The sequence below is a fragment of the Nonomuraea dietziae genome, assembly GCF_014195505.1.
GTDB lineage: Bacteria > Actinomycetota > Actinomycetes > Streptosporangiales > Streptosporangiaceae > Nonomuraea > Nonomuraea roseola.
In genome coordinates this window covers 8,306,171-8,330,747 of record NZ_JACIBV010000001.1, presented here as the reverse complement: position 1 = coordinate 8,330,747, position 24,577 = coordinate 8,306,171, and the positions used below count along the sequence as shown (strand labels likewise).

Genomic DNA, 24,577 nt, shown 5'->3' with positions numbered 1-24,577 from the left:
TACTCCCTACTGATGAGAAACGTGCCGCGCCTTAACGTTCCGCATCTGGCCCGACTCGTCCAGTAGGCACGTTTCTTGTCGGTCGTCTCGGTCGGCCCCGCTGCGCACCCCCCAGGCCCAGCCAGCTTAGAGCCCGCGCGGCCGGTCCGGGGCCACGCGCGGCCAGAGCCTCCCTGGCGCCAGGTTCGCGTTTGGCGAATGACAACAACATGCCAAGCGCGGCGAGCGTCGGCAACAGCGCCGAACCTCCGTAGGAGACCAACGGCAACGGGATGCCCGTGATGGGCAGCACGCCGATGACGGCGCCGATGTTGACGATGGCCTGCCCCGCGACCCACGCGACCACGGCCGAGGAGGCCAGCCTGATGAAGGGATCGTTGACGCGCATCGCCACCCGCAGGCCCGCGTAGCCGAGCAGGCCGAACAGCGCGATCACCGACAGCGTGCCCATCAGCCCGAGCTCCTCGCCGAGGATGGAGAAGATGAAGTCGCTCTCGGCGTGGGGGATCCAGCTCCACTTCTGACGGCTGCTGCCCAGTCCGAGCCCGAACCAGCCGCCCGAGCCCATCGCGATCTGCCCCTGCACGGCCTGGTAGCCGGCGCCCTGGGCGTGGCCCCACGGGTCGAGCCAGCCGGTGATGCGGTCGGACCTGTAGCCCTCCGTGGTGATCATGAAGATGACCGCCACCGTCATCATCGCGATGATGCCGCCGAACAGCTTGATCGGCGCGCCCACCACCCACAGCAGCGACAGGAAGATCAGCATCAGCACGAGCGTGGTGCCGAGGTCGCGGCCGAGCATGACCATGACGGCCAGGATCGCGGTGCCGGGCAGCAGCGGGATGAGCAGGTGGCGCCACTCGATGCGGCCGCCGCGCGCCTTGCGGGCCAACAGGTCGGCCCCCCACAGCGCCAGGCCGAGCTTGGCCGGCTCGGACGGCTGCAGGTAGATGGGGCCGACGTCGATCCAGCGCTGCGCGCCGAGCTGCGACTCGCCTGCGAAGATCACGATGCCGAGGCCGATGATCGACAGCGCCATGAGCGGGTAGCCCGCCCATCTGAAGAAGCGGTGCGGCAGCCGCGAGCAGACCCACATCACCGGCACGCCGAGCCCGGCCGACATCGACTGCTTGACGAACCAGTAGAACGGGTCGCCCGTCTTCTGCAGCGCCTCGATGCTGGAGGCCGACAGGACCATCATGAGCCCGAGCGCCAGCAGCAGCGCGCTGCACCCGATGATCAGGTAGTAGGTGGTCAGCGGCCGGTCGAGCAGCTCCCTGAGCGCGGCGGCCTGCTCCTTGGCCCAGCCGGTGGGGCCCTCGACCGGGCTGTCGGCCGCGGTGCTCACGCCTTCTCCTTCAGTTTCCTCACGGCGTGCGCGAAGGCCTCCCCCCGAGCAGGGTAGTTCGCGAACATGTCGAGGGAGGCGGCGGCCGGAGCCAGCAGCACGGTGTCCCCGGGGGCGGCGAGCCTGGCGGCTTCGGTGACGACACGGTCCATCACCCCAGTGTCTCGATCAGCCAGGTCCACCACAGGGACATTCGGCGCGTGTCGCGCGAGTGCCTCGGCGATCCTCGCCCTGTCGACGCCGATCAGCACCACGCCGCGCAGTCTCGGCGCCGCCTGGCGGACGAGGTCGTCGACGTCGAGGCCCTTGAGCTGCCCTCCCGCGATCCACACGATCGAGGGGTAGGCGGCCAGCGAGGCGGCGGCGGCGTGGGGGTTGGTGGCCTTGGAGTCGTCGATGTAGTCGACCTCGCCCGTCCTGCCCACATGGGTCATGCGGTGCGGGTCGGGGACGAAGTCTCGCAGGCCCTGCCGTACCGCCTCGGTCGGGACGCCGAAGGCGCGGGCCAGCGCGGCGGCGGCCAGGGCGTTGGCGACGTTGTGCGGGGCGAAGGGGTGCACGTCGTCGAGCGTGGCGAGCTCGTCCGCCTGACGTACGGGGTCGGCCACGTAGGCGCGGTCGACCAGCAGGTCCTCCACCACGCCGACCTGGCCGGGCCTCGGCACCTGGAGGGTGAAGCCCACGGCCCCCGCGTACGGCTCGGCGAGCGCGGCGGCGATCGGGTCGTCGGCGTTGTAGACCACCGTGCCCGCCCGCTCGAAGATGCGGGCCTTGGCCCTGGCGTACTCCTCGAGGGTGCCGTGCCAGTCGAGGTGGTCGGGGGCGATGTTGAGGATGGCGGCGGCGTGCGGGGCCAGGCTGCTCGACCAGTGCAGCTGGAAGCTCGACAGCTCGACCGCCAGCACGTCGTAGGGGCCGGCCACGGCCTCGACGACGGGCACGCCGACGTTGCCCACCGCCAGCGCCTTGCGCCCCGCGGCCAGCAGCATCGAGGTCAGCATGCGCACGACGGTGGTCTTGCCGTTGGTGCCGGTCAGCGCCAGCCACGGCGCGGCCCGTTCGGGCCGCAGCCGCCAGGCCAGCTCCACCTCGCCGACCACCTCGACGCCCGACTCGAGGGCGGCGGCGATCAGCGGGTGGTGCGGCGCCCAGCCCGTGGTGACCAGCGAGGAGGCTTCCGCGGGCAGCTCGGTCGCCCCGAAGCGCACCTCGACACCGAGCTCGGCCAGCTCCGCCGCGACGACGCGCTGGCGCTCCCCCTCGACGCCTTCGAGGACGACGACGCGCTCTCCCCGCGCGGCGAGCACCCTGGCCGCGGCGGTTCCCGAGACGCCGAGTCCGGCTACGACGATCATGACTTGGGCATCCACTCCACGTAGAACAGGCCGAGGCCCACGGCCGCGCACAGCCCTGCGATCAGCCAGAACCTGATCACGATCGTGGTCTCCGCCCAGCCTTTCAGCTCGAAGTGGTGCTGCAGCGGAGCCATGCGGAAGACCCGTTTGCCGGTCATCTTGAAGAAGCCGACCTGGATGATCACCGAGCAGGTGATGATCACGCACATCCCGGCCAGGATGATCAGCAGCAGCTGGGTGCGGGTGGTGATGGCCAGCCCCGCCAGGACTCCGCCCAGGGCCAGCGAGCCCGTGTCGCCCATGAAGATGCGCGCGGGAGGGGCGTTCCACCACAGGAAGCCGATCAGCCCGCCGAGCACGGCCGCGGCGACCACCGCCAGGTCGAGCGGGTCGCGCACCCAGTAGCAGTTGGGTCCGAGGTTGTCGATGCAGTTGTTGCGCAGTTGCCAGTTGCCGATCAGCACGTAGGCGCCCAGCACGGTGGCCGTGGCGCCGGAGGCCAGGCCGTCGAGGCCGTCGGTCAGGTTCACCGCGTTGGAGAAGCCGACGATCATGACGAGCACCCAGAGGGTGAAGAAGAAGATGCCGATCGCCGGGCCGAAGTCGCGCAGGAAGGACAGCTTGTCCTGGGCGGGGGTGATGCCGTAGACGTTGGGGAAGCGCATCACGAGCACCGCGAAGACTGCGCCGACGACGAGCTGGCCGAGCGCCTTGGCGCCGCTGCGCAGGCCGAGGCTGCGCTGCTTGTAGATCTTGATGAAGTCGTCGAGGAAGCCCACGGCGCCGAGGCCCGCCATGAGGAACAGCACCAGCAGCCCCGAGACGGTCGGGGGTTCGAGCGTGGCCAGGTGGGAGGCGGCGTAGGCGAGCAGCGCGGCCAGCACGAAGACCGTGCCGCCCATGGTGGGCGTGCCCTTCTTGCTGAGGTGCGCCGAGGGCCCGTCGTCGCGGACCTCCTGTCCGTAGCCTCGCCGGGAGAAGAGTCTGATCGCCAGGGGGGTGCCGAGCATCGACAGGATCAGGCCCACCGCACCGGCGATGATGATGTTGGTCACTTGGTGGCCCTCCCAAGGACCAGCTCGGCCGTGCGCTGCAGGTTCATGGCGCGCGGCCCCTTCACCAGCAGCACGTCGCCCGGCCTGAGCCAGGCCGAGACCTGCGCCGCGGCGGCCTCGGCGTCGGCCACGTGCACGATCGGCGGGTCCTGCCTGTGATCCGGCCCGCCGCCCGCGCCCAGGCCCTCCACGGCGGCCTGCTCGGCGGCCTCGACGGCGGCGAAGGCCCCGCGCAGCAAGGGTTCGGCCCCCGGCCCCGCCACGACCAGCCCGCTCAGCCCCGAGGCGCCCGCGAGGCGGCCGACGCCCTCGTTGAGCTCGTCGCTCTCCTCGCCCAGCTCGCGCAGGGCGGCGATGACGGCGAAGCGGCGCCGGCCCTTGCCGAGCACGTCGAGGGTGTGGAAGGCGGCCCGCATCGAGTCGGGGTTGGCGTTGTAGGCGTCGTTGACGACGGTGACGCCGTCGGGGCTCTCGGTGACCTCCATGCGCCACTTGCTGCGCGGCTCGGCCTCCGACAGCTCCTCCGCGATGGTCGCCACGGGCAGGCCCAGCTCATAGGCGGCGGCCGCGGCGGCGAGGGCGTTCTCCACGACGTGCTCGCCGTACAGCCTGAGCGCGACGTGGGCGGCGCCCGAGGGGGTGCGCAGGGTGAAGGAGGCGCGCCCGCGCTCGTCGACGACGACGTCCTCGGCGCGGACGGCGGCGTCCTCGCCACGGCCGAAGTAGGTGACCCTGGCGGTGGTGCGGGAGGCCATCTGGCGCACCAGCGGATCGTCGGCGTTGAGCACCGCCACCCCGTCGGACGGCAGCGCCTCGACCAGCTCGCCCTTGGCCTGGGCGATGGCCTCCTTGCCGCCGAACACGCCGAGGTGGGCGGTGCCGACGTTGAGGACCACACCGATGCGCGGCGGCGCGACGCGCGCCAGGTGCGCGATGTCGCCCACGTAGCGCGCGCTGAGCTCCAGCACCAGGAACCTGGTCTCGTGGTCGGCCTTCATCACGGTGAGCGGATGGCCGATCTCGTTGTTGAACGAGCCGACGGGCGCGATGCTGGGACCCATCCGCGCCGTCAGCCTGGCCAGCAGGTCCTTGGTGGTCGTCTTGCCCGCCGAGCCCGTGATGCCGATGGCGGTGGCGGCGGGCAGCGCGGCGGCCACGGCCGTACCGAGCGCGGCCAGCGCGGCGAAGATGTCGGTCACGATCACCGCGGGCACCTCGACCGGCCTGGTGGCCAGCACCGCCACGGCGCCCGCCTTGATCGCCTCGGCGGCGAAGTCATGGCCGTCGACGCGATCGCCCTTGATCGCCACGAACAGGGATCCCGGCTCGACCGCCCGTGAGTCGATCACGACGGGGCCGCGCACCACGGCGCGGGGGTCGGCCATGCCCGACAGAGCGCCCGAGGTGATCTCGGCGACCCTGGCCAGTGGCAACGGGATCATAGGTTCTTCCTGCTTTCCTTGCGTGCGTCGATCGCCCCCGCGACGACGGCCCTGTCGTCGAAGGGGATCACCTCACCTGAGATGTACTGGCCCTGCTCGTGGCCCTTGCCCGCCACGACGACCACGTCACCGCGCTGGGCGTGGCCGATCGCCAGGCCGATGGCCGCCGCCCTGTCGGGCTCGACGACCACGTGGGCGCGCTCACCGGGCGGCACCTGTAGCGCTCCGTCCATCATCGCGGCAAGGATCGCCAGCGGGTCCTCGGAGCGGGGGTTGTCGCTGGTGAAAATCGCCACATCGGCCAGCCTCGCGGCCGCCTCGCCCATGAGCGGGCGCTTGCCCTTGTCGCGGTCGCCGCCGCAGCCGAGCACGATGGTCAGCCTGCCCGCCGTGACGGCGCGCAGCGACTCGAGCACGGACTCGACCGCCCCCGGCTTGTGGGAGTAGTCGACCACGGCCTGGAACTCGCAGCCGGCGTCGGTGACGCGCTCCATCCTGCCCGGCACGCCCGTCATCGAGCCCACCCCGTGGACGGCCGCGCGCAACGGCACGCCCGCCTCGACCAGGGTGACGATCGCGCCGAGCGCGTTGGCGACGTTGAAGGGGCCCGGCAGCGAGATCGCCACGTCGTCCTCGACTCCGCCTGGGCCCACCACCCTGAAGGCGCTGCCGTCGGCGCCGAGCCTGACGTCGAGCGCGCGCCAGTCGGCCCCGGGGTCGCCCGTGGCGGAGAAGGTGGTCATCGGGATCGTGGCACGGTGCAGGAGCTCGCGACCGTGGGCGTCGTCGAGGTTGGTGACGCCCGTCCTGCTGAACTCCGGCTGGAACAGCCTCGCCTTGGTGGCGAAGTAGTCGTCGAGGTCCTTGTGGAAGTCGAGGTGGTCCTGCGAGAGGTTGGTGAACAGGGCCACGTCGTAGAAGACGCCGTCGACCCTGCCGAGCGCGAGCGCGTGGCTGGAGACCTCCATGGCCGCGGCCGTGACGCCGCGCTCTCGCATGAGGGCGAACAGGCCGTGCAGGTCGGTGGCCTCGGGCGTGGTCAGCTTGGGCTCGATGACCACGTCGCCCGCGTGGATCTCCACGCCGCCGACCAGGCCCGTGGTGTGGCCCGCGGCGCGCAGCCCCGCCTCCAGCAGGAAGGTGGTGGTCGACTTGCCGCTGGTGCCCGTCACGCCGAGGACGGAGATGTCGTGGGCGGGCTGGCCGTACACCCAGGAGGCGATCTGGCCGAGCACGAGGCGGGGGTCGCCGAGGACGAGCACGGGCAGGCCGGTGGCGGCGGCGGCCTCGCGGCCCGCGGGGTCGGTCAGGATCGCCACCGCGCCGCTCGCCATCGCCTGCGGGGAGAAGTCGGCGCCGTGGGCGGTGTTGCCCGGCAGGGCGACGTAGAGGTCGCCAGGAAGGACCTGGCGCGAGTCGATCGTCACACCTGTGACGGCGGCCAGCGGTGAGCGTGAGCTGCCTGACGGAGCGTCAAGCATGGCCGCCAACCCGCTCAGCGGGCGCGGCGGGCTGGTCTTGGGACGCATAGACGACGGGGGACGCACGGCGAGAGCGTACCCTCCCTGTTCAGTGTCCGGCGCCGATCCGCGCGGGTGACGCGGACGGGCCTGTGGGCGGAATCTTCCTGCTCTTGATGGCGAACGTCATCACGTCCTTGAACACAGGGGCCGCGATGTGCCCGCCGTAGATGTCCTTGGCCGGCTTCTGCACCACCGCGAGCACCACGAGCTCGGGCTTGTCCGCGGGGGCGAAACCAACGAAGGAGGCGGTGTAGCCGTTGTAGCGGCCCAATTGCTGATCGTATCGGTTCGCGGTGCCTGTCTTGCCCGCCACCCTGTATCCGGGGATGGCTGCCAGGGTACCGGTGCCCTCGGCGCTGACCGCCCCCTCGAGCATGGCGGCGATCTCATCTGCCGTGTTCTGACTGACCACCCTGGTCTGCCTGCCCGGCTTGCCGGCGACGAACCTGCCGTTCTCGTCGGTCATGCCCGCCACGATCTGCGGCTGCACCCTGACCCCGCCGTTGGCGATGGTCTGGTAGACGCTCGCGGTCTGCAGCGCGGTCACCGACACGCCCTGACCGTAGGCCACCGTGCAGCGCTGGGTGCCCGACCAGGTCGTGTGATGGGGCAGCAGCCCCGCCTCCTCGCCCGGCAGGCCGAGGCCGGGCCGCGCGCCGAAGCCGAAGTTCTTGAGCATCGTGTACAGGCCCTGGGCGCCGATCCTGCGCGCGGCCTGGATGGTGCCGACGTTGCTGGAGGTCTCGACGATCTGCTTGAACGTCATCACCTCCGTCTTGTGCGGGTGGGAGTCCTTCAGCGTCTGGTCGGCGCACCTGATGTGGTCGGCCACCTTGAAGGTCGTCTCGGGCGTGACGGCGCCCGCCTCGATCGCCGCGGCGGCGGTGATGACCTTGTTGGTGCTGCCGGGCTCGAAGACCTCGGCCACCGCGCGGTTGACGAAGGACCTGTCGGGCGCCTTCTGCCAGTTGTTCAGGTCGAGTTCGGGAGCGTTGGCCATGGCGACGATCTGGGCGGTCTTGACGTCCATCACGATCACGGTGCCGCTCAGCGCCCCGCTGGCGGCGACCTGCTCGGTGATGGCCTTCTGGGCGGCCCACTGGATGTCGCGGTCGATGGTCAGCCTGACGTCGCGGCCCTCGATCGGGGCCTGGCGCTGGCTGCGGGTCATCGGGATGCGCTGGCCGTCGCGGCCCTGCTCCATGCTCTGCTTGCCGTCTCGTCCGGCGAGCACGGAGTTGCGCATCTGCTCGACGCCCTCGAGGCCGTTGCCGTCGTCGCCGACGAAGCCGATCAGCGTGCCTGCGAGGTCGCCCGCGGGGTAGGTCCTGCGGTAGGTCTTCTTGGTGGTGACCGTGGGCAGCTCCTGCTCCAGCAGCCTGTCGGCGACGAGGGGGTCGACGTCGCGGGCCAGGAGCTCGTAGCGCGAGGTGGTCTTGGCCAGCTTCGCCGCGATCTCGGCGGGGGGCTTGTTCAGCTCCTTGGCCAGCACCGCAGCCACGTGGGCGCGCTTGCCCTGGGGCACCTTGCTCGGGTCGATCGCGATCTCGCGCGCCTCGACCGTGACGGCCAGCTCGTGGCCGTTGACATCGGTGATGGAGCCGCGTTTGGCCTTGATGGTCTCGCTGACCACCCGCTGCTGGGCGGCCCTGGCCTCGTAGACCTTGGAGTCGAGGCCCTGCAGCTGGATGAGCCGTCCCGCGAAGATCGACAGGATGAACGTCATGCCGATCAGGCCGATGTTGATGCGCCTGCGCGGGTTGCCCAGGCGCAGCACCAGCGGAGGGCGCGGGGGGCGGGGCGGCGGCGGAGGCCTGCGCCCCTGCCTGCGCGGGTCGGAGCGCGGCGGGCCCTGGGGCGGGCCCTGCCTGGAGTCCTGCCTGGAGTCCTGGCGAGGGCCGCGCCGCTGGGCGCCCGCCCTCGGCTGGGGCACGCTGTCCTCGGAACGGACGCGCCTGCTCTCCTGCGCCGCCGCCCCCGTGAGCCCTCGGGGCAGGTCGAAGGGGTCGTCCGGGCGCGCCTGCCGTCCTTCGGGGCGGTCGGGCTCGTCCTTGCGGGGGCGGGGCGCGTCGTCGGGAGCGCCGCGGCGGCCGGCGTCGTCCGGCCTGTTGCGGCGGGGCGGCTCGTCGGGCGAGGGACGGCCCGCGCCGCCCTGCCGTCCCGGCCTGCCAGGACCCGCGGGCGTACGACGAACGGCGCCGGGCCCTCCCTGAGAGCCGGCGCCGGCACCGCCACGGCCGGGACCCTGCCCCCGGCCGCCTGACTCCCTCACCTGTCCTGGCCTACCTCGATCGAGCCGACCGTCGGGTCCCACTTCTCGCCCTGCAGTTCGGCGTCGCGCGCGAGCTGGGCGGGCTGCTCCTTCTTGGCGTTGGCCTGCCTGAGCGCCTCGTTCTCCCGCTGCAGCTGGGCGGTCTCCTCACGCAGCGTGTTCTGGGTGAAGGAGTCGCGGTTGAGCACCGTGTTGAGCAGCAGCAGGCTGATCAGGCCGCCGCAGAGCAGGCCGACGACGAGCAGCACGAAGGGCGCGCGCTGCTTGCGCGACATCGGCCGCCGCACGCGCGCGGGCTTGGCCGCGCTCGCCTCCGCGGGGCGCGTGCGCGCAGTGGAGGGACGGGTCGCCGTCCGATCCGCCGCGGGCGCGCTCGGCCTGCGGGCTCCGGTCCTAGCCGGAGCGGTCCTGGGCGCGCCGGCCCTGGCGGGCGCTCCCCGCCTGATCTCCTGCTCAGTACTCGTCAACACGGATCCTCTCTGCCGCCCTTAGCCGGGCCGAGGCCGCCCGCGGATTGCGGGCGAGCTCTTCGTCAGTCGGGAGCTCGGCTCCCCTCGTCAGGAGGCGGAACCGCGGCTGGTGAGCCGGCAACGGGACAGGCAGCCCCGGCGGGCTGGTGTCCCTGGTTCGCGCCGCGAGAACCTGCTTGGTCAGCCGGTCCTCAAGGGAGTGGTAGGAGAGAACGACGACTCTCCCACCCAGCGCCAGCGCGTCGAGTGAGGCTGGGAGCGCCGTCTCGAAAGCGGTCAGCTCCGCGTTGACCTCGATACGCAACGCCTGGAAAGTACGTTTTGCGGGGTTGCCCCCGGTACGTCGGGTCGCGGCTGGAATCGCTGCGCGGACGATGTCGGCGAGCCGCTTAGTCGACGTTATGGCCTCCTTGGCCCTTTCCTTGACAATGAACGCCGCGACACGCGGCGCGAACCTTTCCTCCCCGTAGTCGCGGAGGATGCGGGTCAGCTCTCCCACGGAGTAGGTGTTGACCACCTCCTCCGCCGTGAGCGACTGCTCGGTGTCCATGCGCATGTCGAGCCTGGCGTCGTAGGAGTAGGCGAAGCCTCGCTCGCCCTCGTCCAGCTGCGGGGAGGAGACGCCGAGATCGAACAGGACGCCGTCGATCACGGGCCTGCCCGCCCTCGCCAGCACCTCGGACATGTCGTCGGAGGAGGCGTGGACCAGCGTGACCCGGTCGGCGAAGGGAGCGAGCCTGCGCGTGGAGAACTCGATCGCGAAAGGATCGCGGTCGATGCCGATGAGGTGAAGGGAGGCATGCGCGGCGAGGAGCGCCTCCGAGTGACCGCCGAGGCCGAGGTTGGCGTCGACCATCACCGGCGAGGGCCCCGTCAACGCGGGGGCCAGGAGCTCCAGCACCCGCTCGAGCATCACGGGAACGTGACCACCCGTGCCCGCAGTGTTGCCATCTCCGTGCATTACTGAAACCCCCCTCCTGCTGAATGCGTCTGTACTCGCGGATGACGCTACGGCCCGCCTCCGGTGTCCCGCTCATGGGTCCCCACCCGTAGCCGTCCGGCCAGGTCCCCATCCGCACCCGCTTCGTGGACGCCTGCCATCTGACACCGGGGAAGGTGCATCAGCTGGCGGGCGAGTGGTTGCGGGTGGAGACCTCGCCGAACGACATCACCGACGGATCGGCCGTGACTAGAGAATCCCTGGCAGCACCTCCTCCGAGAGATCGGCGAAAGCCTGCTCCTGGTCCACCAGATAGGTGTCCCAGGCCTGTTGGTCCCAGATCTCCAGACGGGTGTTGGCTCCGATGACCACGCAGTCACGCTCCAGCCCCGCGTACCGCCTGAGGGCCTGCGGAATCGTGATGCGCCCCTGCTTGTCGGGAGTCTCGTCGGACGCGCTGGCGAAGAAGACACGGCTGTAGTCCCGGACCGCCTTGGCGGTGACCGGGGCAGTGCTGAGAGCCTCGGTAATGCGCTGGAACTCCCCCACGGGAAAGACGTAGAGGCATCGCTCCTGGCCTTTGGTGATCACAAGACCCTCCGCCAGCTCCTCACGGTACTTAGCCGGCAGGAACAGCCGTCCCTTGTCGTCAAGACGCGGTTGATGGGTGCCGAGGAACACCGGCCCCACCTCCCGTGCCTCATGAAGCGCTCAGCGCTGGTGCACCGGCCCTCCACTGCGCACCACCATACTCCACTTCTCCCCACCGTCAACTGATTCGAACCGTCTTCGGCTGCCGTTTCTCACGCGTTTACGCAGGTCAGGGCGGTGGAGTGGAGTGGGGGGCGGTGGGCGGCGCTGAGGCGGCGCGGGCGTGTCGAACGCCGAAATGATCGGTGAATACCGGGCGACCGCGCCGGCCGTGGAGGAAAGTGGAGGAGCCGTGTCACCGGATTCGCACCACTATGCGACAAGAACCGGACGGATCGCCTGAACACTGTGGCTGTTCGCCGAATATCCACAAAAGTCGCTCAAGAACCCTCCTCGTCGTAGGGTCGTACACACAATGAAAAGGAATGGCAAGGCTCCCGCAATAGCAGCCCGAGCGGACGGTCGTTGCACTTCTCTCATGGAGGCCTGGTGGCAGTAACCCATGACGTCTCTCCCCAGCTCGACGAGCTGGTCTCCACCGCGCACCGGATTCGGCAGGCGATCGAATCGGTGATCGAGGGGAAGAGCGACGCCGTCCGGCTGACCCTCACCGTGTTGCTGTCGGAGGGCCACCTTCTCATCGAAGATGTCCCGGGCGTCGGCAAGACCATGCTGGCCAAGGCGTTGGCGCGCTCCATCGACTGTCCTGTCAGGCGTGTGCAGTTCACCCCCGACCTGTTGCCCAGCGACATCACAGGAGTGAGCGCCTACAACCAGCAGACGAGGGAGTTCGAGTTCAAGCCCGGCCCGATCTTCGCCAACATCGTGGTCGGCGACGAGATCAACAGAGCCTCGCCCAAGACACAGTCGGCGCTGCTGGAGTGCATGGAGGAGCACCAGGTGACCGTCGACGGCGTCACCTATGAGCTCGACTCCCCCTTCATGGTGATCGCGACCCAGAACCCCATCGAGATGGAGGGCACCTATCCCCTTCCCGAGGCGCAGCGCGACAGGTTCACCGCCAGGGTGGCGATGGGCTATCCCGAGCCCGCCGCCGAGCTGGAGATGCTCGACGTGCACGGCGGCACCTCCCCGCTGGACAAGCTGCAGCCCGTCGCCACCACCGCCGAGGTGCGCGCGCTGATCGAGGCCGTGCGCGGGGTCTACGTCTCCCAGCCGGTGAAGAAGTACGCCATCGACCTCGTGACGGCCACGCGCCACTCCCCCGACCTGCGTCTGGGCGCCTCGCCGAGGTCCACGCTCCAGTTGGTGCGCGCCGCGAGGGCGCACGCCGCGCTGTCGGGTCGTGACTACGTCATCCCCGACGACATGCAGGAGCTGGCCATCCCGGTCCTGGCCCACCGGCTGCTGCCGAGCATCGAGGCGCAGGGTCAGCGCCGCATGCCCGAGCAGGTGGTCACCGAGCTCGTACGGCGGGTGCCCGTGCCGGAGACCCGAGCGTCGTGATGGCCGGACTGCGCGCCCTCACCTCCAGGGGCAGGTCGTTCCTGGCCTCGGGGGTGGCCGCGCTGTTGATGGCGCTGCTGCTCGGTGAGCACGACCTGCTGAGGATCGGGGTGCTGATCATGTCGCTGCCGCTGCTCGCAGCGCTGGTCGTGGCCAGGACCCGCTACCGGCTGAGCTGCGCCAGGCGCCTCGACCCTCCCAGGAGGGAGGTGGGCGGCGAGGCGACCGTCACGTTGCGGCTGGAGAACGTCACCCGCCTGCCGACCGGACTGCTGCTGATCGAGGACACCGTTCCCTACGCCCTCGGCACCAGGCCCAGGTTCGTCCTGGACAGAGTGGAGTCCAAGGGCATCAGGGAGATCGACTACCGCGTCCGCTCCGACCTGCGTGGCCGCTACACCATCGGCCCCCTGTCGGTACGGATCACCGACCCCTTCGGTCTGGTCGAGCTGACGAGGGCGTTCACCATCAGCGACACCCTCGTCGTGACGCCCCAGGTGGTCGCGCTGCCGCACGTGCGCCTGTCCGGGGAGTGGACCGGCGGCGGCGACAGCCGTACGAGGAGTGTGGCGGCGGCGGGCGACGACGACGTCGCCCCTCGCGAGTACCGGCAGGGCGACGACCTGCGCAGAGTGCACTGGCGCTCCACCGCCCGCTACGGCGAGCTGATGGTGCGCCGCGAGGAGCAGCAGTGGCAGAGCAGGGGGGCGCTGCTGCTCGACACCCGCAGGCACGCCCACCGCGGCGAGGGTCCCCGTTCCTCCTTCGAGGTGGCCGTCTCCGCCGCCGCCTCGATCGGCCTGCACCTGGCCCGTGAAGGACTGGGCGTGCGCCTGGTCACCGACCAGGGGCCCGAGCACCTGAGCGAGAGCGGGGTCGGCTGGTCGCTGCTCGACACGCTCGCCGTGGTGCGCAACAGCCCCGCCAGGTCGCTGGAGCTGGGCATCAACGCGCTGCGCCAGGGCGGAGGCGACGGCCTGATCGTCGCCGTGCTCGGCGCCATGGACCCCGAGGAGGCCAGGGAACTGGCCAAGGTCAGGCACGGCGGCGCGACGGGCGTGGCCGTCCTGCTCGACGTGGAGGGCTGGGAGGCCAGGGAGTACGGCTCGGCCGACCGCAGGCAGGCGGTCGAGGCGGTGCTGGCAGGGTCGGGCTGGCGGATCGTCACCCTGCCCGCGGGCACCTCCCTCGCCACTGTCTGGCCGAGCGCGGGTGTCAAGACCCGCTTCGCCGTGGGAGGTGCGGCATGAGGCTGCCCATCTGGTCGGGCGTCGCCACCCTGGCGGTGTCGCTGACGCTCTATCCGCTGTTCGAAGGCGGCGCGTGGCTGTGGGGCTCGCTCGGAGCGGTCCTCGCCGTCACCGTCGCGGGGGTGGTGAGCAGCAGGCTGACCCTCCCCGGGTGGGCGGCGCCGGTGCTCGGCCTGGTCGCGCTCGGCGTCTACCTCACCGCCGTCTACACGGGTGAGAAGGCGTGGGCGCTGCTGGTGCCGACCAAGGAGTCGGCGGGGGCGCTGCTCGACCTGCTGGCCACGGGCTTCGCCGACATCCAGCGCTTCGCCGCCCCCGTGCCCGACGATCCCCCGATCGCCATGCTCACCACCGCGGGCGTCGGGCTCATCGCGATCGTCGTCGACCTGTTCGTCACCCGCCTGCGCAGGGCGGCGCTGGCCGGCCTTCCGCTGCTGGCGCTGTTCACGGTGCCCGCCGCGGTGCTGCCCGACCCGATCGGCTGGCCCGCCTTCATCCTCGGCGCGCTCGGCTTCACCAGCCTGCTGATCGCCGACGGCCGCGAGCGCGTGGGGCACTGGGGCAGGGCCGTCCTGGTACGGCGCAGCCGCGCCGCCGAGAGCGGCAACCAGGAGACGGCCGACACCCGCGGGCTGCGCCTTTCCGGCAAGCGCATCGGGTTCACCGCGATCGCGCTGGCGGTGGTGCTGCCCGCGCTGCTGCCGACGCTCGAGCCCGACCCGCTGTTCGGGTTCGGGGTGGGCGGCAGCGGCAAGGGCAAGGGCGGCACCATCAGCGTGCCGGACCCTGTCGCCAACCTCAGGGGGCGGCTGCAACTGCCCGAGAACACCGCCGTTCTCTCCTACACCAGCAGCGACGACGCGCCCCGCTATCTGAGGATCTACGCCCTCGACGTCTTCGACGGCGAGCGCTGGACGATGACCAAGATGAAGGGCCGGCCGGAGAACAGGGTCGACCAGGGTCCGCTCCCGCCGCCGCCAGGCCTCGCGCCCTCGACCAAGACCTCGAGGGTCGAGACCGACATCCAGATCAGCGACGACGTCGACCCGCTGGAGTTCCTGCCGCTGCCGTACCCGCCGCAGCTGGTGAGGGCGGAGGGAGACTGGCGCGCCGACGTCGACTCGCTGATGGTCTTCTCCTCGGGCGACCTGGCCAGCGGCCTGCAGTACCAGGTGGTCAGCACCGAGCCGGAGCCGACCGCCGACCAGCTCGACGCCTCCTCGGAGCGTCCCGAGATCGACCCTCGCTACGTGCAGCTGCCCGAGCTGCCCACGCGGATCAGGGAGCTGGCCACGGAGATCGCGGCCGACAGCCCGACGAAGTACGAGGCGGCGGTCAAGCTCCAGCAGTTCTTCACCAGGACCGGCGGCTTCACCTACAGCCTGGAGACCCAGGGGCACAACACCGAGGCGCTGACCGACTTCCTCATCCAGAGCAGGACGGGCTACTGCGAGCAGTTCGCCTCGGCGATGGCGGTGCTGGCCAGGTCGATCGGGATCCCCGCGAGGGTGGCCATCGGCTACACGGGCGGGACCAAGATCGAGAGCCGCTGGGAGGTGCGCACGCACGACTCGCACGCCTGGCCCGAGCTGTACTTCGAAGGGGTGGGCTGGCTGGCCTTCGAGCCGACGCCCGCGGGCAGCGCGGGACAGGGCACCGCCCGCGTCCCCGACTACTCGCTGCCGAGGCCCGCCGAGACCACGCCGAGCACCGACGACCCGAGCACGAGCCCCACCACGGGCTCCGACACCCCCTCGGGCGCGCCCAACAGCCGCGACAGGCTGAGGGAGCTCGACCCCGAGGGCGTCTACAGCGGCCCGATCACGCCGGTGGAGACCACGCCGCTCTGGGTCACGATCGGCCTCGGGGTGGCCGCGCTGCTGGTTCTGCTGCTCATCCCCGCGATGGTCAGACTGGTGATCAGGAACCGGCGGGTACGGGCGCTGACGTGGAAGATCTCAGGACCTTCCGACGAGGTGACGGCCAGGGCGGAGAAGGTGGACCGCTCGGTCGCCGCGGCCTGGGCCGAGCTCGACGACGTGCTGTGCGACTACGGGATGGCGCGGGCGCCGAGCGAGACCCCGAGGGCGCTGGCCCGCCGGCTCACCCAGCAGCACGAGTTCGACGCCGAGGCGGCCGGATCGATCACCGCGATCGCCTCCGCCGTGGAGCGGCTGCTGTTCGCGCGCGACCCCGGCTCGATCACGCCGCTGAAGAGGGAGCTGCGGATCGTACGGCGGGCGCTGGCGGCCACGGCCTCACGCGGCAGGCGGATCAGGGCGACGCTGCTGCCGCCCTCCACCCTGCTGCGGATGCGCGGCATGGGAGAGAGAGTGCTGGACGGCTTCGACCGCCTGGAGAACATCAGGCTCTGGAGCAGGGCAGCACGAAAGAACGCATGACCCTCGTATCGTGCGGCCGTTCCTCGGACGGAGCGGCCGCACGATCAGGTAAGGATCAGCGCTCGTCGTGACGACGGCGCCAGCGTTCTTCCATGCGTTCCATGAAACTTCCCCGGTTGCCCCGGCGCTGGCCCTTGCCCGGCGTTGGCACGCCGGACCCGGACGCACCGGAGTCACCGAATCCGTTCATGCGCTTCCAGCTGGACAGACCCCACAGACACGCGGCGAGCATGACCACGAAACCGCCGACGCCGAGCGGGATCTGGGCGATCACGACGCCGACCATCATCACGACGATGCCCAGCGCAAAGCCGATGGAGGCTTTGACCAGGCGTCGCTTGTAATGGCTGCGCGGATCGCTGATCCGAACGGTATTGGCCCACTTCGGGTCCTCGGCGTAGAGGGCCTGCTCGATCTGGTCGAGCAAGCGCTGCTCGTGCTCAGAGAGCGGCACGGCGCCTCCCAAGGACGGCCCCATTTCGGGGAAGACGGCAACGGACGACACGGGGTGTCCGAACCTCGCGGTCGGTTATCCCCAGAATACGAGGCTGTAGACGTAGGCGAAAGAAAACGTCCAACGTAGACCAAACCGGAGGTGACGTCATAGCTCTAGACATGCCTATTCTCCCCCACCCTCCGAGATGTCGCGACATCGGGCGTCATGCCTCCATTTCATCAAGTCGTCCCCGGACTAGTGAAGCCGGGACCACCGCATCGGGGCCGAATCTTCTGATCGCTTTGTCCATCGCTCGTTCGGCCTCCCTCCAGCCGGTCTCCTTCTCACCCAGGCTGAGCTGGTGAGATGCCGACTCGGCCGGCTTGAGGTTCTCCATGCGGACCCCGACGAGACGGAGCCTGACCCGCTCGAGCCCGGCCGCCGCGAAGAGCTCGCAGGCCGTCGCGTAGATCTCCTGCGCGACGTCGGTAGGCTCACGCAGCGTCCGCGACCTGGTGATCGTGGAAAAGTCGGCGCGGCGCAGCTTCACACTTACTGTTCTGCCCACATGGCCGCCCGCACGCACCCTGGCGGCCACCCGTTCGGACAACCGCAGAAGTTCGCGCTTGATCACCTCGGGATCGTCGACGTCGGCGGCGAACGTCTCCTCCGCGCCGATGCTCTTGTCAGGCACGTGCGCGGTCACGGGACGCTCGTCGCGGCCCCACGCCAGCGCGGCCAGGTGGGTGCCCGCCGCGTGGCCGAGCTCGCGCTGCAGCGTCGTCAGCGGAACCCTGGCCAGATCGCCCACGCTCCTGATGCCGAGGCGCACCAGCGCCTGCTCGGTGCGCTCGCCCACGCCCCACAGGGCGCTGACAGGCAGCGGATGGAGGAAGTCGACCACCTTGTCGGCGGGCACGACGAGCAGACCGTCGGGTTTGCACTGCTTGGAGGCGAGCTTGGCGACGAACTTGCTGCTGGCCACACCGACCGAGCAGGTGATGCCGAACCTGTCGAGCACCTCGGCGCGGATCCTGGCCGCGATGTCGGCGGGCGAGCCCAGCCTGCGCCTGGCGCCCGCCACGTCGAGGAAGGCCTCGTCGGAGGCGATCGGCTCCACCAGCGGGGTGATCGAGTGGAAGATCTCCATCACGCCCTTGGAGACCTCGGAGTACTTGCCGTGGCTGGGCGGGATGATCACGGCCTGGGGGCACATCCTGCGGGCCCTGCTCATCGGCATGGCCGAGTGCACGCCGTACTGCCTGGCCTCGTAGGTGGCGCTGAGCACCACGCCGCGGCCGGCGGGCGAGCCGACGATCACGGGCCGGCCCCTCAGCTCGGGACGGTCGAGCAGCTCGACGCTGGCGAAGAAGGCGTCCATGTCGACGTGGAGGATCGGGCACGCGCTGTCATCGGCCCCGATCCTGGCGACGGGGCCGACTCCGGTGATCTGCTTGCGCGACACGACGTGATTCTACCCGAACATCCGTTCGACAGACCTCCGCGCGCGGAGGACGTCCGGCGAGGGCCTCACCGGTGGCCCAGGACGTGCAGCTGGCTGGCGATGTCGCGCAGCACGGGATGCGTGGCCGCGGCCTGCTCCAACGCGATCAGGGCCTCGGCCGCGCCCGGCTCGCCGTCGACCAGGCGGCTCGGCACGAGGTCGGCGAAGACCCTGACGCCGTGCACCTCCCCCACCTGGAAACCGGTCGCCGAGAGGAGCTCAGCGAGAGTCTGAGCGGTGAACCTGCGCGGGGTGGGGTCACGGTCGCCCCAGCGCCCCTGCGGGTCCTCCAGGGCGGCTCTGGCCTCGTCGAAGTGCCCGGCAAGCGCCCTGTGGATGGCGCTGGCGACGGGGTTGGCAGCCAGCACGCTGACCGCGCCTCCGGTGCGCAGCAACCCCGCCACGGCGCTCAGCGCGGAGATCGGGTCCTCGACGTACTCCAGCACGCTGTGGCACAGCACCAGGTCGGCGCCGTCGCGGGGCAGGAGCTCACCGAGGTCTGCCGCGTCGCCCTGCATGGCCCGCACGCCCACCCCCCGCTCGGCCGCCCTGCGCTCGAGCGCGAACAGCGAGTCGGGGCTCGGGTCGACCACGGTGACCGCGTGGCCCAGTTCGGCCAGCGGGACGGCGAAGCCGCCCGTGCCGCCTCCCGCGTCGACGATGTCGAGCCGCTCGCGGCCCGTCTCCCGCGCCCTCGCGGCCAGCACCGCCCGCAGCGCGTCCCAGACGACGGCGGTGCGCACCGCCGGGGTCGCCTGCTTGGTGATGCTCTCAGCACGCAACGTCGGCTCGCCTCCTCGATTCCTCCGCGCTGGTGGCCCCGAACGCGATGTCCGCAAGGGATCGGCCCCGCGCGGCTGCCGTCCGCACAGGGGCGCTCCCCCTGTCGCGGCCCGCCCCCGCGAGGGAGAGCACCGCGACACGGGCCAGCCTACGCCGTCAGGAGCGGGCTGGGCATACTAGATCACGGGGAGGTCACGGTGGGCGGTGGACACGGGCACGGGCAGGCGAGCGCCACGGCGCGGCACCACGGCAGGCTGCTGGTCGTCGTCGCGATCACCTCGCTCGTCTTCGTCGTGCAGGTGGTCGGCGGCATCGCGGCCAACAGCCTGGCGCTCATCTCCGACGCGCTGCACGTGGCGACCGACATCACCGGCGTCCTCATGGCGCTGATCGCCTCGCACTTCGCCGCGAGGCCCGCCTCCGAACGGCGCACGTTCGGCTACTACCGCCTGGAGATCCTCGCGGCGATGGTGAACGCGATCGTGCTGTTCGGCATCGCGATCTGGGTCTTCAGCGAAGCGTGGACGCGCCTGTTCGCCCCTCCCGAGGTGTCGTCGGGGCTGGTGCTGGTCATCGCGCTCTTCGGCCTGGCGGTCAACGCGCTCTCCCTCGGCCTGCTGCACAGGGGGCAGCAGGAGTCGCTCAACGTGAGGGGCGCCTACCTGGAGGTCCTGGGCGACCTGCTGGGGTCGGTGGCGGTCGTGGTGGCCGCGGTGGCCATCCAGCTGACCGGCTGGTGGGTCATCGACCCGATCGCCTCCGTCGTGGTGGCGGTGATGATCCTGCCGAGGGCGTGGCGGCTGCTGCGCGAGGCCGTGGACGTGCTGCTGGAGGCCACGCCGAAGGGCATGGACCTGAGTGAGATCCGCAGGCACATGATGGACAGGCACGGCGTGCTGGACGTGCACGACCTGCACGCCTGGACGCTGACCAGCGGGCTGCCCGTGCTGTCGGCGCACGTCGTGGTGGAGGACTCCCGTCTCAGGGACGCGGGGCGGCTGCTCGACGAGTTGCACGAGACGCTGCTCGGGCGCTTCGACGTCGAGCACTCCACGATCCAGATCGAACCCGTCGGCCACTCCGACCACGAGGGCGCCAGGCACGCCTAGCGACCGACCTGCACGCCTACGCGTCGAAGGCGGCCAGGACGCGTCTGGGCGCGCGCAGGCGCCAGGCGTCGGTGAGCAGTTCGGCCAGCTCCTCCGCGTCGACGGCGCCGAAGCGCACCAGCACCGCGGCGTAGCCGTCGTAGTGCGGCAGGGTGAAGAACGTGCCGGGCTCGGCGGCGACCAGCTCGCGCTTGTGCTCCTCCGAGGCCACGGGCAGCACGAGGACGTCGCCCTCCTCCCTGATCCTGGCGAACCACCTCGCCTTGACGTAGAAGGCAGGCGTGCCGTGCATGGGCCGCTCGGCGGTCTCGGGCAGTTCGAGCGCGATCCGCCGCACGTCGTCCTCGGTCACCATGTCCCCATCATGCCGCCCACCCCCGACCGGAACCACCCGGGCGGGCGCGCGGTTCCGTCTTCGGACAGCGGTGGCTTCCGTCTTCAGGAACCGAGAAGGCAGGTGAGGGGAGGCCGTTGTCGAGGGGCGCGAGGAGAGCCGCCGGAAACGGTCTCGTGGAGGCGCGTGGGAGGGGAGCCGCTTCCGGGGTCCGTTGACCGGTCCGGCCACGTGCGCTCGAGGAGCGTACCCCTGGACGGACCCGGGCCACGCGCCGAGGGTGGCGCGTGACCAGGCCTGGCCGTACAGGAGAACGGATTTACAGGGTGATGCTGGGTTTGAGCTGCTTGAAGCGCGCCAGCAGGCCGTTGATGAACTGGGGCGACTCGTCGGTGGACAGCTCGGAGGCCAGGTGCACCCACTCGCTGATCACCACGCCCTCGGGCACGTCGGGCATCCACAGCAGCTCGTAGGTGCCGCCGCGCAGCAGGTTGCGGTCGACCGCGGGCATGCGCTCCAGCGTCCACCCCTCGGCGTACGTCGTGATGAGCTCGTCGATGCGCGCCGCGTGCCTGGCCACACCCTCGACGATCGCCGAGGTGTACTCGTTGACCGGCGGCTCCTGCCGCTCCACGCGCTCGGCGAGGATCTTCAGCGGGTCTTCCTCACGCGCCTCGGCCTCGAAGAGGATGTCGAGGGCGCGCCTGCGTGCTTTACCTCGGGCGGACACTCAGGCCCGGCCGAGGTATTCGCCGCTGCGAGTGTCGACCTTGACCTTCTCGCCGGTGGTGATGAACAGCGGCACCTTGATCTCGGCGCCGGTCTCGAGCGTGGCGGGCTTGGTGCCACCGGTGGAGCGGTCGCCCTGGAGGCCGGGCTCGGTGTTGGCGATCAGCAGCTCGACCGCCGCGGGCAGGTCGACGTAGAGCGCGGCGCCCTCGTTGAAGGCGACGGTGGCCAGGGTGTTCTCGAGCATGTAGTTGGCGGCGTCGCCGACGGTCTTGGCGGGCACGTTGACCATGTCGTAGGTCTCGGTGTCCATGAAGACGAAGTCGTCGCCGTCCTTGTAGGAGAACTGCATCTCGCGCTTGTCGACGTTGGCCACGTCGACCTTCACGCCGGCGTTGAAGGTCTTGTCCACGACCTTGCCCGAGAGGACGTTCTTGAGCTTGGTGCGCACGAACGCGCCGCCCTTGCCCGGCTTGACGTGCTGGAACTCCACAACGGACCAGAGCTCACCGCCGTCGAGCTTCAGCACGATGCCGTTCTTGAGGTCGTTGGTCGTCGCCACTCGCTTCTCCCGGATGCGGCCGCTCTACAGGACGAGCAGCTCCTTGGTCGTCTTCGTGAGGAGTTCCGATCCGCCTTCACGCGTCACGAGCGTGTCCTCGATGCGGACCCCACCCCGGCCCGGAAGGTACACCCCCGGCTCGACAGTGATCGGAACTCGATCCTCTAGTCTACCGGTCCGCGAAGGACCCAGGAACGGCTCCTCGTGGATCTCCAGGCCGACGCCGTGTCCCAGGCCGTGGCGGAAGTGCTCGGCGTGTCCCGCCTCGGCGATCAGCGACCTGGAGGCGGCGTCGACGTCGCCGGCCCCCGCGCCCTGTCGCACGGCCTCGCGTCCGGCCCGCTGGGCCTCGCGGACGAGGTCGTAGACCTCGCGCTGCCAGCCGTCGACGTGGCCGAGGGCGACGGTGCGGGTCATGTCGGCGTGGTAGCCCTTGTAGAGGGCGCCGAAGTCGAGGGTGACCAGATCGCCCGCGCGCAGCTCGCGGTCGGTCGGCGCGTGGTGCGGGACGGCGCCGTTCTCGCCGGCCGCCACGATGGACTCGAAGGCGGGTCTGTCGGCGCCGAGCTCGACCATGCGGGCCTCCAGCACGCGGGCGACCTCGCGCTCGGTCACGCCCGGCCTGATCCTGTCCTGGATGTCGGCGAAGGCCTGGTCGGAGATGGCGCAGGCGGTGCGCAGCAGCTCGATCTCCTCCTCGTCCTTGACCATGCGCAGTCGCTCGACGAGGGGCTCCAGCGCGACCAGGCCGTCGCCCAGCCGGTTGTAGACCGCCACGGTCATGTGCCCCGCCTCGATGCCGACGCCCTTCGCGGCCAGCTCGCCCGCGACGTCGGTGGCCTCCACGACCTCGACGTCGAGCCCGCGCGTCTTGTCGATGTAGCGGGAGTCGGTGGCCAGGCGCGCCGAGCCGTCCGCCCTGACCAGGACGGCGGCGTTGGAGCTGTCGAGGCCGGTGAGGTAGCGGACGTTGACCGGGTTGGTGACGAGGACGGCGTCGACGCCGTGCGGCAACGCGGCGAGGGCGGCCCTGCGCCGGGCGAAATCCATGGGCATTTCACCAAGTATTGACCACGTTCGCGGCAGGCGGCTACGGTCCCCTTGAAGGTTAGGAAGGTTTACTAACTCGTGGAGCAGCCGATGCGGATCGTCTTAGCCCTCGCCCTCGCCCTCACAGGAGCGCCAGCCATGCAACCGAGTGGCCACATCCGCGTCGACCAGGTCGGTTTCGCGCCGGGCGAGGCCAAGCACGCCTATCTCATGACCAGCGGAAAGCCCGCCGCCTTCACGGTGGTGGACAGCAGGGGCAGGCCGGTGCTGAAGGGCACGGCGGGCCGCGACCTCGGCGCGTGGAACGCCGCCTACGCCCACGTCTACGACCTCGACCTGACCGGCCTGAAGCGTCCGGGCAGCTACCGGATCAAGTCGGGCGGCCTCACCTCCGCCGAGTTCGCGATCGCCCCCTCTCCCCTGCTGGCGCTGCCCGCCTCCAAGATCGTGACGTTCTTCGGCGGCCAGCGCGACGGCGGCAGGCGACACTCCACGGACAGGGCGGCCGACGTCTACGACTGGCCCGTCTTCACCGGGCCCGACACCGACCAGATCAAGGGCGAGCTGACAAAGGTCGGCGGCCCCGTCGACGTCGAGGGCGGCTGGTTCGACGCGGGCGACTACCTGAAGTTCACCCACATCCTGGCCTACGTCGACACGCTGATGTGGGCGGCGAGAAGGGACGGAGGGCCGGTCGCCGACCCACGTCTGCGGTCCGAGGCCGAGCACGGCCTCAAATACCTGGACAAGATGTGGGACGGGAAGTCCAGGACCCTGTACATCCAGGTGGGCGTCGGCGCGGGCAACGCCGAGGGCACCTTCGTCGGCGACCACGACATCTGGCGCCTGCCCGAGAGCGACGACTCCTCGAAGGAGAAGTACATCCGCAACCGCCCTGTCTTCAGGGCCGCCCCGCCCGGCGAGCCGATCAGCCCCAATCTCGCCGGCCGTACGGCGGCGGCCTTCGCGCTGGCCGCCCAGGTCGAGCCCGACAGGCGCAAGGCGCGGGCGTGGCTCGACCAGGCCGCCGAGATCTACGCCATGGCGAAGACCACGGACGTCGGCCCCCTGGTCACCTCCCTGCCGCACGCCTTCTACCCCGAGAGCGTCTGGCGCGACGACATGGAGCTGGGCGGCGCCGAGCTGGCGCTGGCCGCCCAGCGCCTCGGCGATCCCAGGGCGGCGCAGTGGCTGGCGCAGGCCTCCCACTGGGCGGAGGAGTACATCGCCAACGACACCGGCGACACCCTGAACCTCTACGACGTGAGCGCCCTGGCCCACGCCGACCTGATCAGGGCGGGGGCGGCCATGAAGGACGCCCTGGCCGCCGACCTGAAGGCGCAGCTGGAGATCGGCGCCTCCCGCGCCGCGAAGGACCCGTTCAGGGCGGGAGCGCGCTACGACCAGTTCGACTCGGTGCCGCACGCCTTCGGCCTGGCCGCCACCTCCAGGCTCTACAGGTCGGTGACGGGTGACCGCTCCTACGACGCCTTCGGCACCCAGCAGCGGGGGTGGGCCTTCGGCGCCAACCCGTGGGGCGTCTCCTTCGTCCAGGGCGTCGGCGACAACTCGATCTCCTGCCCGCACTACCAGATCGCCAACCTGACGGGCAGGCCCGCGACCGGCGCCGTGGTCAACGGGCCCAACGCGGCCTCGCTGTTCGACGACGGGCTCGGCGGCCACTTCGAGGAGATGGCCAAGTGCCCCGCCGACGGCGTGGACCGCTACGAGGAGTTCACCGGGCGCGGCAGCAGGTTCGTCGACGACGTGCGGTCGTGGCAGGCCTCCGAGCCCGCCGACGACTTCGCCGCGATCGCGCTCTACGCGCTCACCCTGATGGCCAGGGACTGACGCGCCCGTACGGCGGGGTCGGCGCTTCCTGCCGGCCCCGCCGT

General features: G+C 70.7%; 21 protein-coding genes. 5 read left to right on the top strand and 16 right to left on the bottom strand.

Features of this window, described 5'->3' with window-relative positions:
- Positions 1-31: 31 nt before the first annotated feature.
- The 9 genes from ftsW to mraZ all read right to left on the bottom strand — a co-directional run bounded on the left by ftsW (position 32) and on the right by mraZ (position 11,086).
- Positions 32-1,348 carry a putative lipid II flippase FtsW gene (gene ftsW, locus FHR33_RS39670; RefSeq protein ID WP_183659072.1) on the bottom strand — a complete coding sequence of 439 codons (1,317 nt, stop codon included), beginning with the start codon at positions 1,346-1,348 and terminating at the stop codon, positions 32-34.
- Positions 1,345-2,703 carry a UDP-N-acetylmuramoyl-L-alanine--D-glutamate ligase gene (gene murD / locus FHR33_RS39665; protein WP_183659071.1) on the bottom strand — a complete coding sequence of 453 codons (1,359 nt, stop codon included), beginning with the start codon at positions 2,701-2,703 and terminating at the stop codon, positions 1,345-1,347. Before murD ends, ftsW begins: the two co-directional genes overlap by 4 nt.
- On the bottom strand, positions 2,700-3,758 hold the full coding sequence (gene mraY / locus FHR33_RS39660; RefSeq protein WP_183659069.1) for a phospho-N-acetylmuramoyl-pentapeptide-transferase: 1,059 nt from the start codon (positions 3,756-3,758) through the stop codon (positions 2,700-2,702). The genes murD and mraY overlap by 4 nt, the downstream gene beginning before the upstream one ends.
- Complete coding sequence (locus tag FHR33_RS39655; RefSeq protein ID WP_183659067.1) at positions 3,755-5,200, bottom strand: UDP-N-acetylmuramoyl-tripeptide--D-alanyl-D-alanine ligase; 1,446 nt, start codon at positions 5,198-5,200, stop codon at positions 3,755-3,757. Before FHR33_RS39655 ends, mraY begins: the two co-directional genes overlap by 4 nt.
- Positions 5,197-6,729, bottom strand: coding sequence for a UDP-N-acetylmuramoyl-L-alanyl-D-glutamate--2,6-diaminopimelate ligase (locus FHR33_RS39650; protein ID WP_183659065.1), 1,533 nt, complete (start codon positions 6,727-6,729; stop codon positions 5,197-5,199). The genes FHR33_RS39655 and FHR33_RS39650 overlap by 4 nt, the downstream gene beginning before the upstream one ends.
- Positions 6,730-6,769: 40 nt before the next feature.
- Complete coding sequence (locus tag FHR33_RS39645) at positions 6,770-8,500, bottom strand: peptidoglycan D,D-transpeptidase FtsI family protein (RefSeq protein ID WP_378594106.1); 1,731 nt, start codon at positions 8,498-8,500, stop codon at positions 6,770-6,772.
- Between the two features lie 491 nt (positions 8,501-8,991).
- Entirely contained in the window at positions 8,992-9,465 is a 474-nt protein-coding gene (gene ftsL / locus FHR33_RS39640; RefSeq protein WP_183659063.1) for a cell division protein FtsL, read from the bottom strand.
- Entirely contained in the window at positions 9,449-10,378 is a 930-nt protein-coding gene (gene rsmH, locus FHR33_RS39635; RefSeq protein WP_246452322.1) for a 16S rRNA (cytosine(1402)-N(4))-methyltransferase RsmH, read from the bottom strand. The genes ftsL and rsmH overlap by 17 nt, the downstream gene beginning before the upstream one ends.
- Before the next feature lie 276 nt (positions 10,379-10,654).
- Positions 10,655-11,086: a division/cell wall cluster transcriptional repressor MraZ gene (gene mraZ, locus FHR33_RS39630; RefSeq protein WP_183659059.1), complete on the bottom strand. Its 432-nt coding sequence runs from the start codon at positions 11,084-11,086 to the stop codon at positions 10,655-10,657.
- 459 nt (positions 11,087-11,545) lie between these two features.
- Between mraZ and FHR33_RS39625 the strand changes: the two genes are divergently transcribed.
- The 3 genes from FHR33_RS39625 to FHR33_RS39615 are packed head-to-tail and all read left to right on the top strand — an operon-like array spanning position 11,546 to position 16,175.
- Complete coding sequence (locus tag FHR33_RS39625; protein WP_183659058.1) at positions 11,546-12,523, top strand: AAA family ATPase; 978 nt, start codon at positions 11,546-11,548, stop codon at positions 12,521-12,523.
- Entirely contained in the window at positions 12,523-13,773 is a 1,251-nt protein-coding gene (locus tag FHR33_RS39620) for a DUF58 domain-containing protein (protein WP_221242437.1), read from the top strand. The genes FHR33_RS39625 and FHR33_RS39620 overlap by 1 nt, the downstream gene beginning before the upstream one ends.
- Complete coding sequence (locus FHR33_RS39615) at positions 13,770-16,175, top strand: transglutaminase TgpA family protein (protein ID WP_183659054.1); 2,406 nt, start codon at positions 13,770-13,772, stop codon at positions 16,173-16,175. The genes FHR33_RS39620 and FHR33_RS39615 overlap by 4 nt, the downstream gene beginning before the upstream one ends.
- A 55-nt stretch (positions 16,176-16,230) precedes the next feature.
- On the opposite strand, the gene FHR33_RS39610 is transcribed toward FHR33_RS39615, so the two are convergent.
- The 3 genes from FHR33_RS39610 to FHR33_RS39600 form a co-directional block, all read right to left on the bottom strand.
- Entirely contained in the window at positions 16,231-16,629 is a 399-nt protein-coding gene (locus tag FHR33_RS39610; protein WP_183659052.1) for an SCO2097 family morphological protein, read from the bottom strand.
- A 205-nt stretch (positions 16,630-16,834) separates the two neighbouring features.
- Complete coding sequence (locus tag FHR33_RS39605) at positions 16,835-18,076, bottom strand: DNA polymerase IV (RefSeq protein WP_183659050.1); 1,242 nt, start codon at positions 18,074-18,076, stop codon at positions 16,835-16,837.
- A 65-nt stretch (positions 18,077-18,141) separates the two neighbouring features.
- Complete coding sequence (locus FHR33_RS39600; protein WP_183659048.1) at positions 18,142-18,897, bottom strand: methyltransferase; 756 nt, start codon at positions 18,895-18,897, stop codon at positions 18,142-18,144.
- A 198-nt stretch (positions 18,898-19,095) separates the two neighbouring features.
- Between FHR33_RS39600 and FHR33_RS39595 the strand changes: the two genes are divergently transcribed.
- Positions 19,096-20,007, top strand: coding sequence for a cation diffusion facilitator family transporter (locus FHR33_RS39595; RefSeq protein ID WP_183659046.1), 912 nt, complete (start codon positions 19,096-19,098; stop codon positions 20,005-20,007).
- A gap of 16 nt (positions 20,008-20,023) precedes the next feature.
- Here the strand turns inward: FHR33_RS39595 and FHR33_RS39590 are convergent, their stop codons facing one another.
- The 4 genes from FHR33_RS39590 to FHR33_RS39575 form a co-directional block, all read right to left on the bottom strand.
- A complete protein-coding gene (locus FHR33_RS39590) occupies positions 20,024-20,362 on the bottom strand; it encodes an MmcQ/YjbR family DNA-binding protein (protein WP_183659044.1) in 339 nt (112 codons plus the stop codon).
- A gap of 298 nt (positions 20,363-20,660) precedes the next feature.
- Positions 20,661-21,071, bottom strand: coding sequence for a transcription antitermination factor NusB (gene nusB, locus FHR33_RS39585; RefSeq protein WP_183659042.1), 411 nt, complete (start codon positions 21,069-21,071; stop codon positions 20,661-20,663).
- Positions 21,072-21,632, bottom strand: a complete 561-nt coding sequence (efp, locus tag FHR33_RS39580; RefSeq protein WP_183659040.1) for an elongation factor P — start codon at positions 21,630-21,632, stop codon at positions 21,072-21,074.
- A 24-nt stretch (positions 21,633-21,656) separates the two neighbouring features.
- A complete protein-coding gene (locus tag FHR33_RS39575; protein WP_312895935.1) occupies positions 21,657-22,682 on the bottom strand; it encodes a M24 family metallopeptidase in 1,026 nt (341 codons plus the stop codon).
- A 138-nt stretch (positions 22,683-22,820) separates the two neighbouring features.
- Between FHR33_RS39575 and FHR33_RS39570 the strand changes: the two genes are divergently transcribed.
- Positions 22,821-24,533 carry a glycoside hydrolase family 9 protein gene (locus FHR33_RS39570; RefSeq protein ID WP_246452321.1) on the top strand — a complete coding sequence of 571 codons (1,713 nt, stop codon included), beginning with the start codon at positions 22,821-22,823 and terminating at the stop codon, positions 24,531-24,533.
- The last annotated feature ends 44 nt before the right edge of the window (positions 24,534-24,577 follow it).

Bases quoted from the DNA above. Each gene is read 5' to 3' on its own strand.
- murD (WP_183659071.1), bottom strand. From the start codon at position 2,703: ATGATCGTCGTAGCCGGACTCGGCGTCTCGGGAACCGCCGCGGCCAGG.
- FHR33_RS39655 (WP_183659067.1), bottom strand. From the start codon at position 5,200: ATGATCCCGTTGCCACTGGCCAGGGTCGCCGAGATCACCTCGGGCGCT.
- FHR33_RS39650 (WP_183659065.1), bottom strand. From the start codon at position 6,729: ATGCGTCCCAAGACCAGCCCGCCGCGCCCGCTGAGCGGGTTGGCGGCC.
- rsmH (WP_246452322.1), bottom strand. From the start codon at position 10,378: ATGCTCGAGCGGGTGCTGGAGCTCCTGGCCCCCGCGTTGACGGGGCCC.
- FHR33_RS39620 (WP_221242437.1), top strand. From the start codon at position 12,523: ATGGCCGGACTGCGCGCCCTCACCTCCAGGGGCAGGTCGTTCCTGGCC.
- FHR33_RS39615 (WP_183659054.1), top strand. From the start codon at position 13,770: ATGAGGCTGCCCATCTGGTCGGGCGTCGCCACCCTGGCGGTGTCGCTG.
- FHR33_RS39590 (WP_183659044.1), bottom strand. From the start codon at position 20,362: ATGGTGACCGAGGACGACGTGCGGCGGATCGCGCTCGAACTGCCCGAG.
- FHR33_RS39575 (WP_312895935.1), bottom strand. From the start codon at position 22,682: ATGGATTTCGCCCGGCGCAGGGCCGCCCTCGCCGCGTTGCCGCACGGC.
- FHR33_RS39570 (WP_246452321.1), top strand. From the start codon at position 22,821: ATGCAACCGAGTGGCCACATCCGCGTCGACCAGGTCGGTTTCGCGCCG.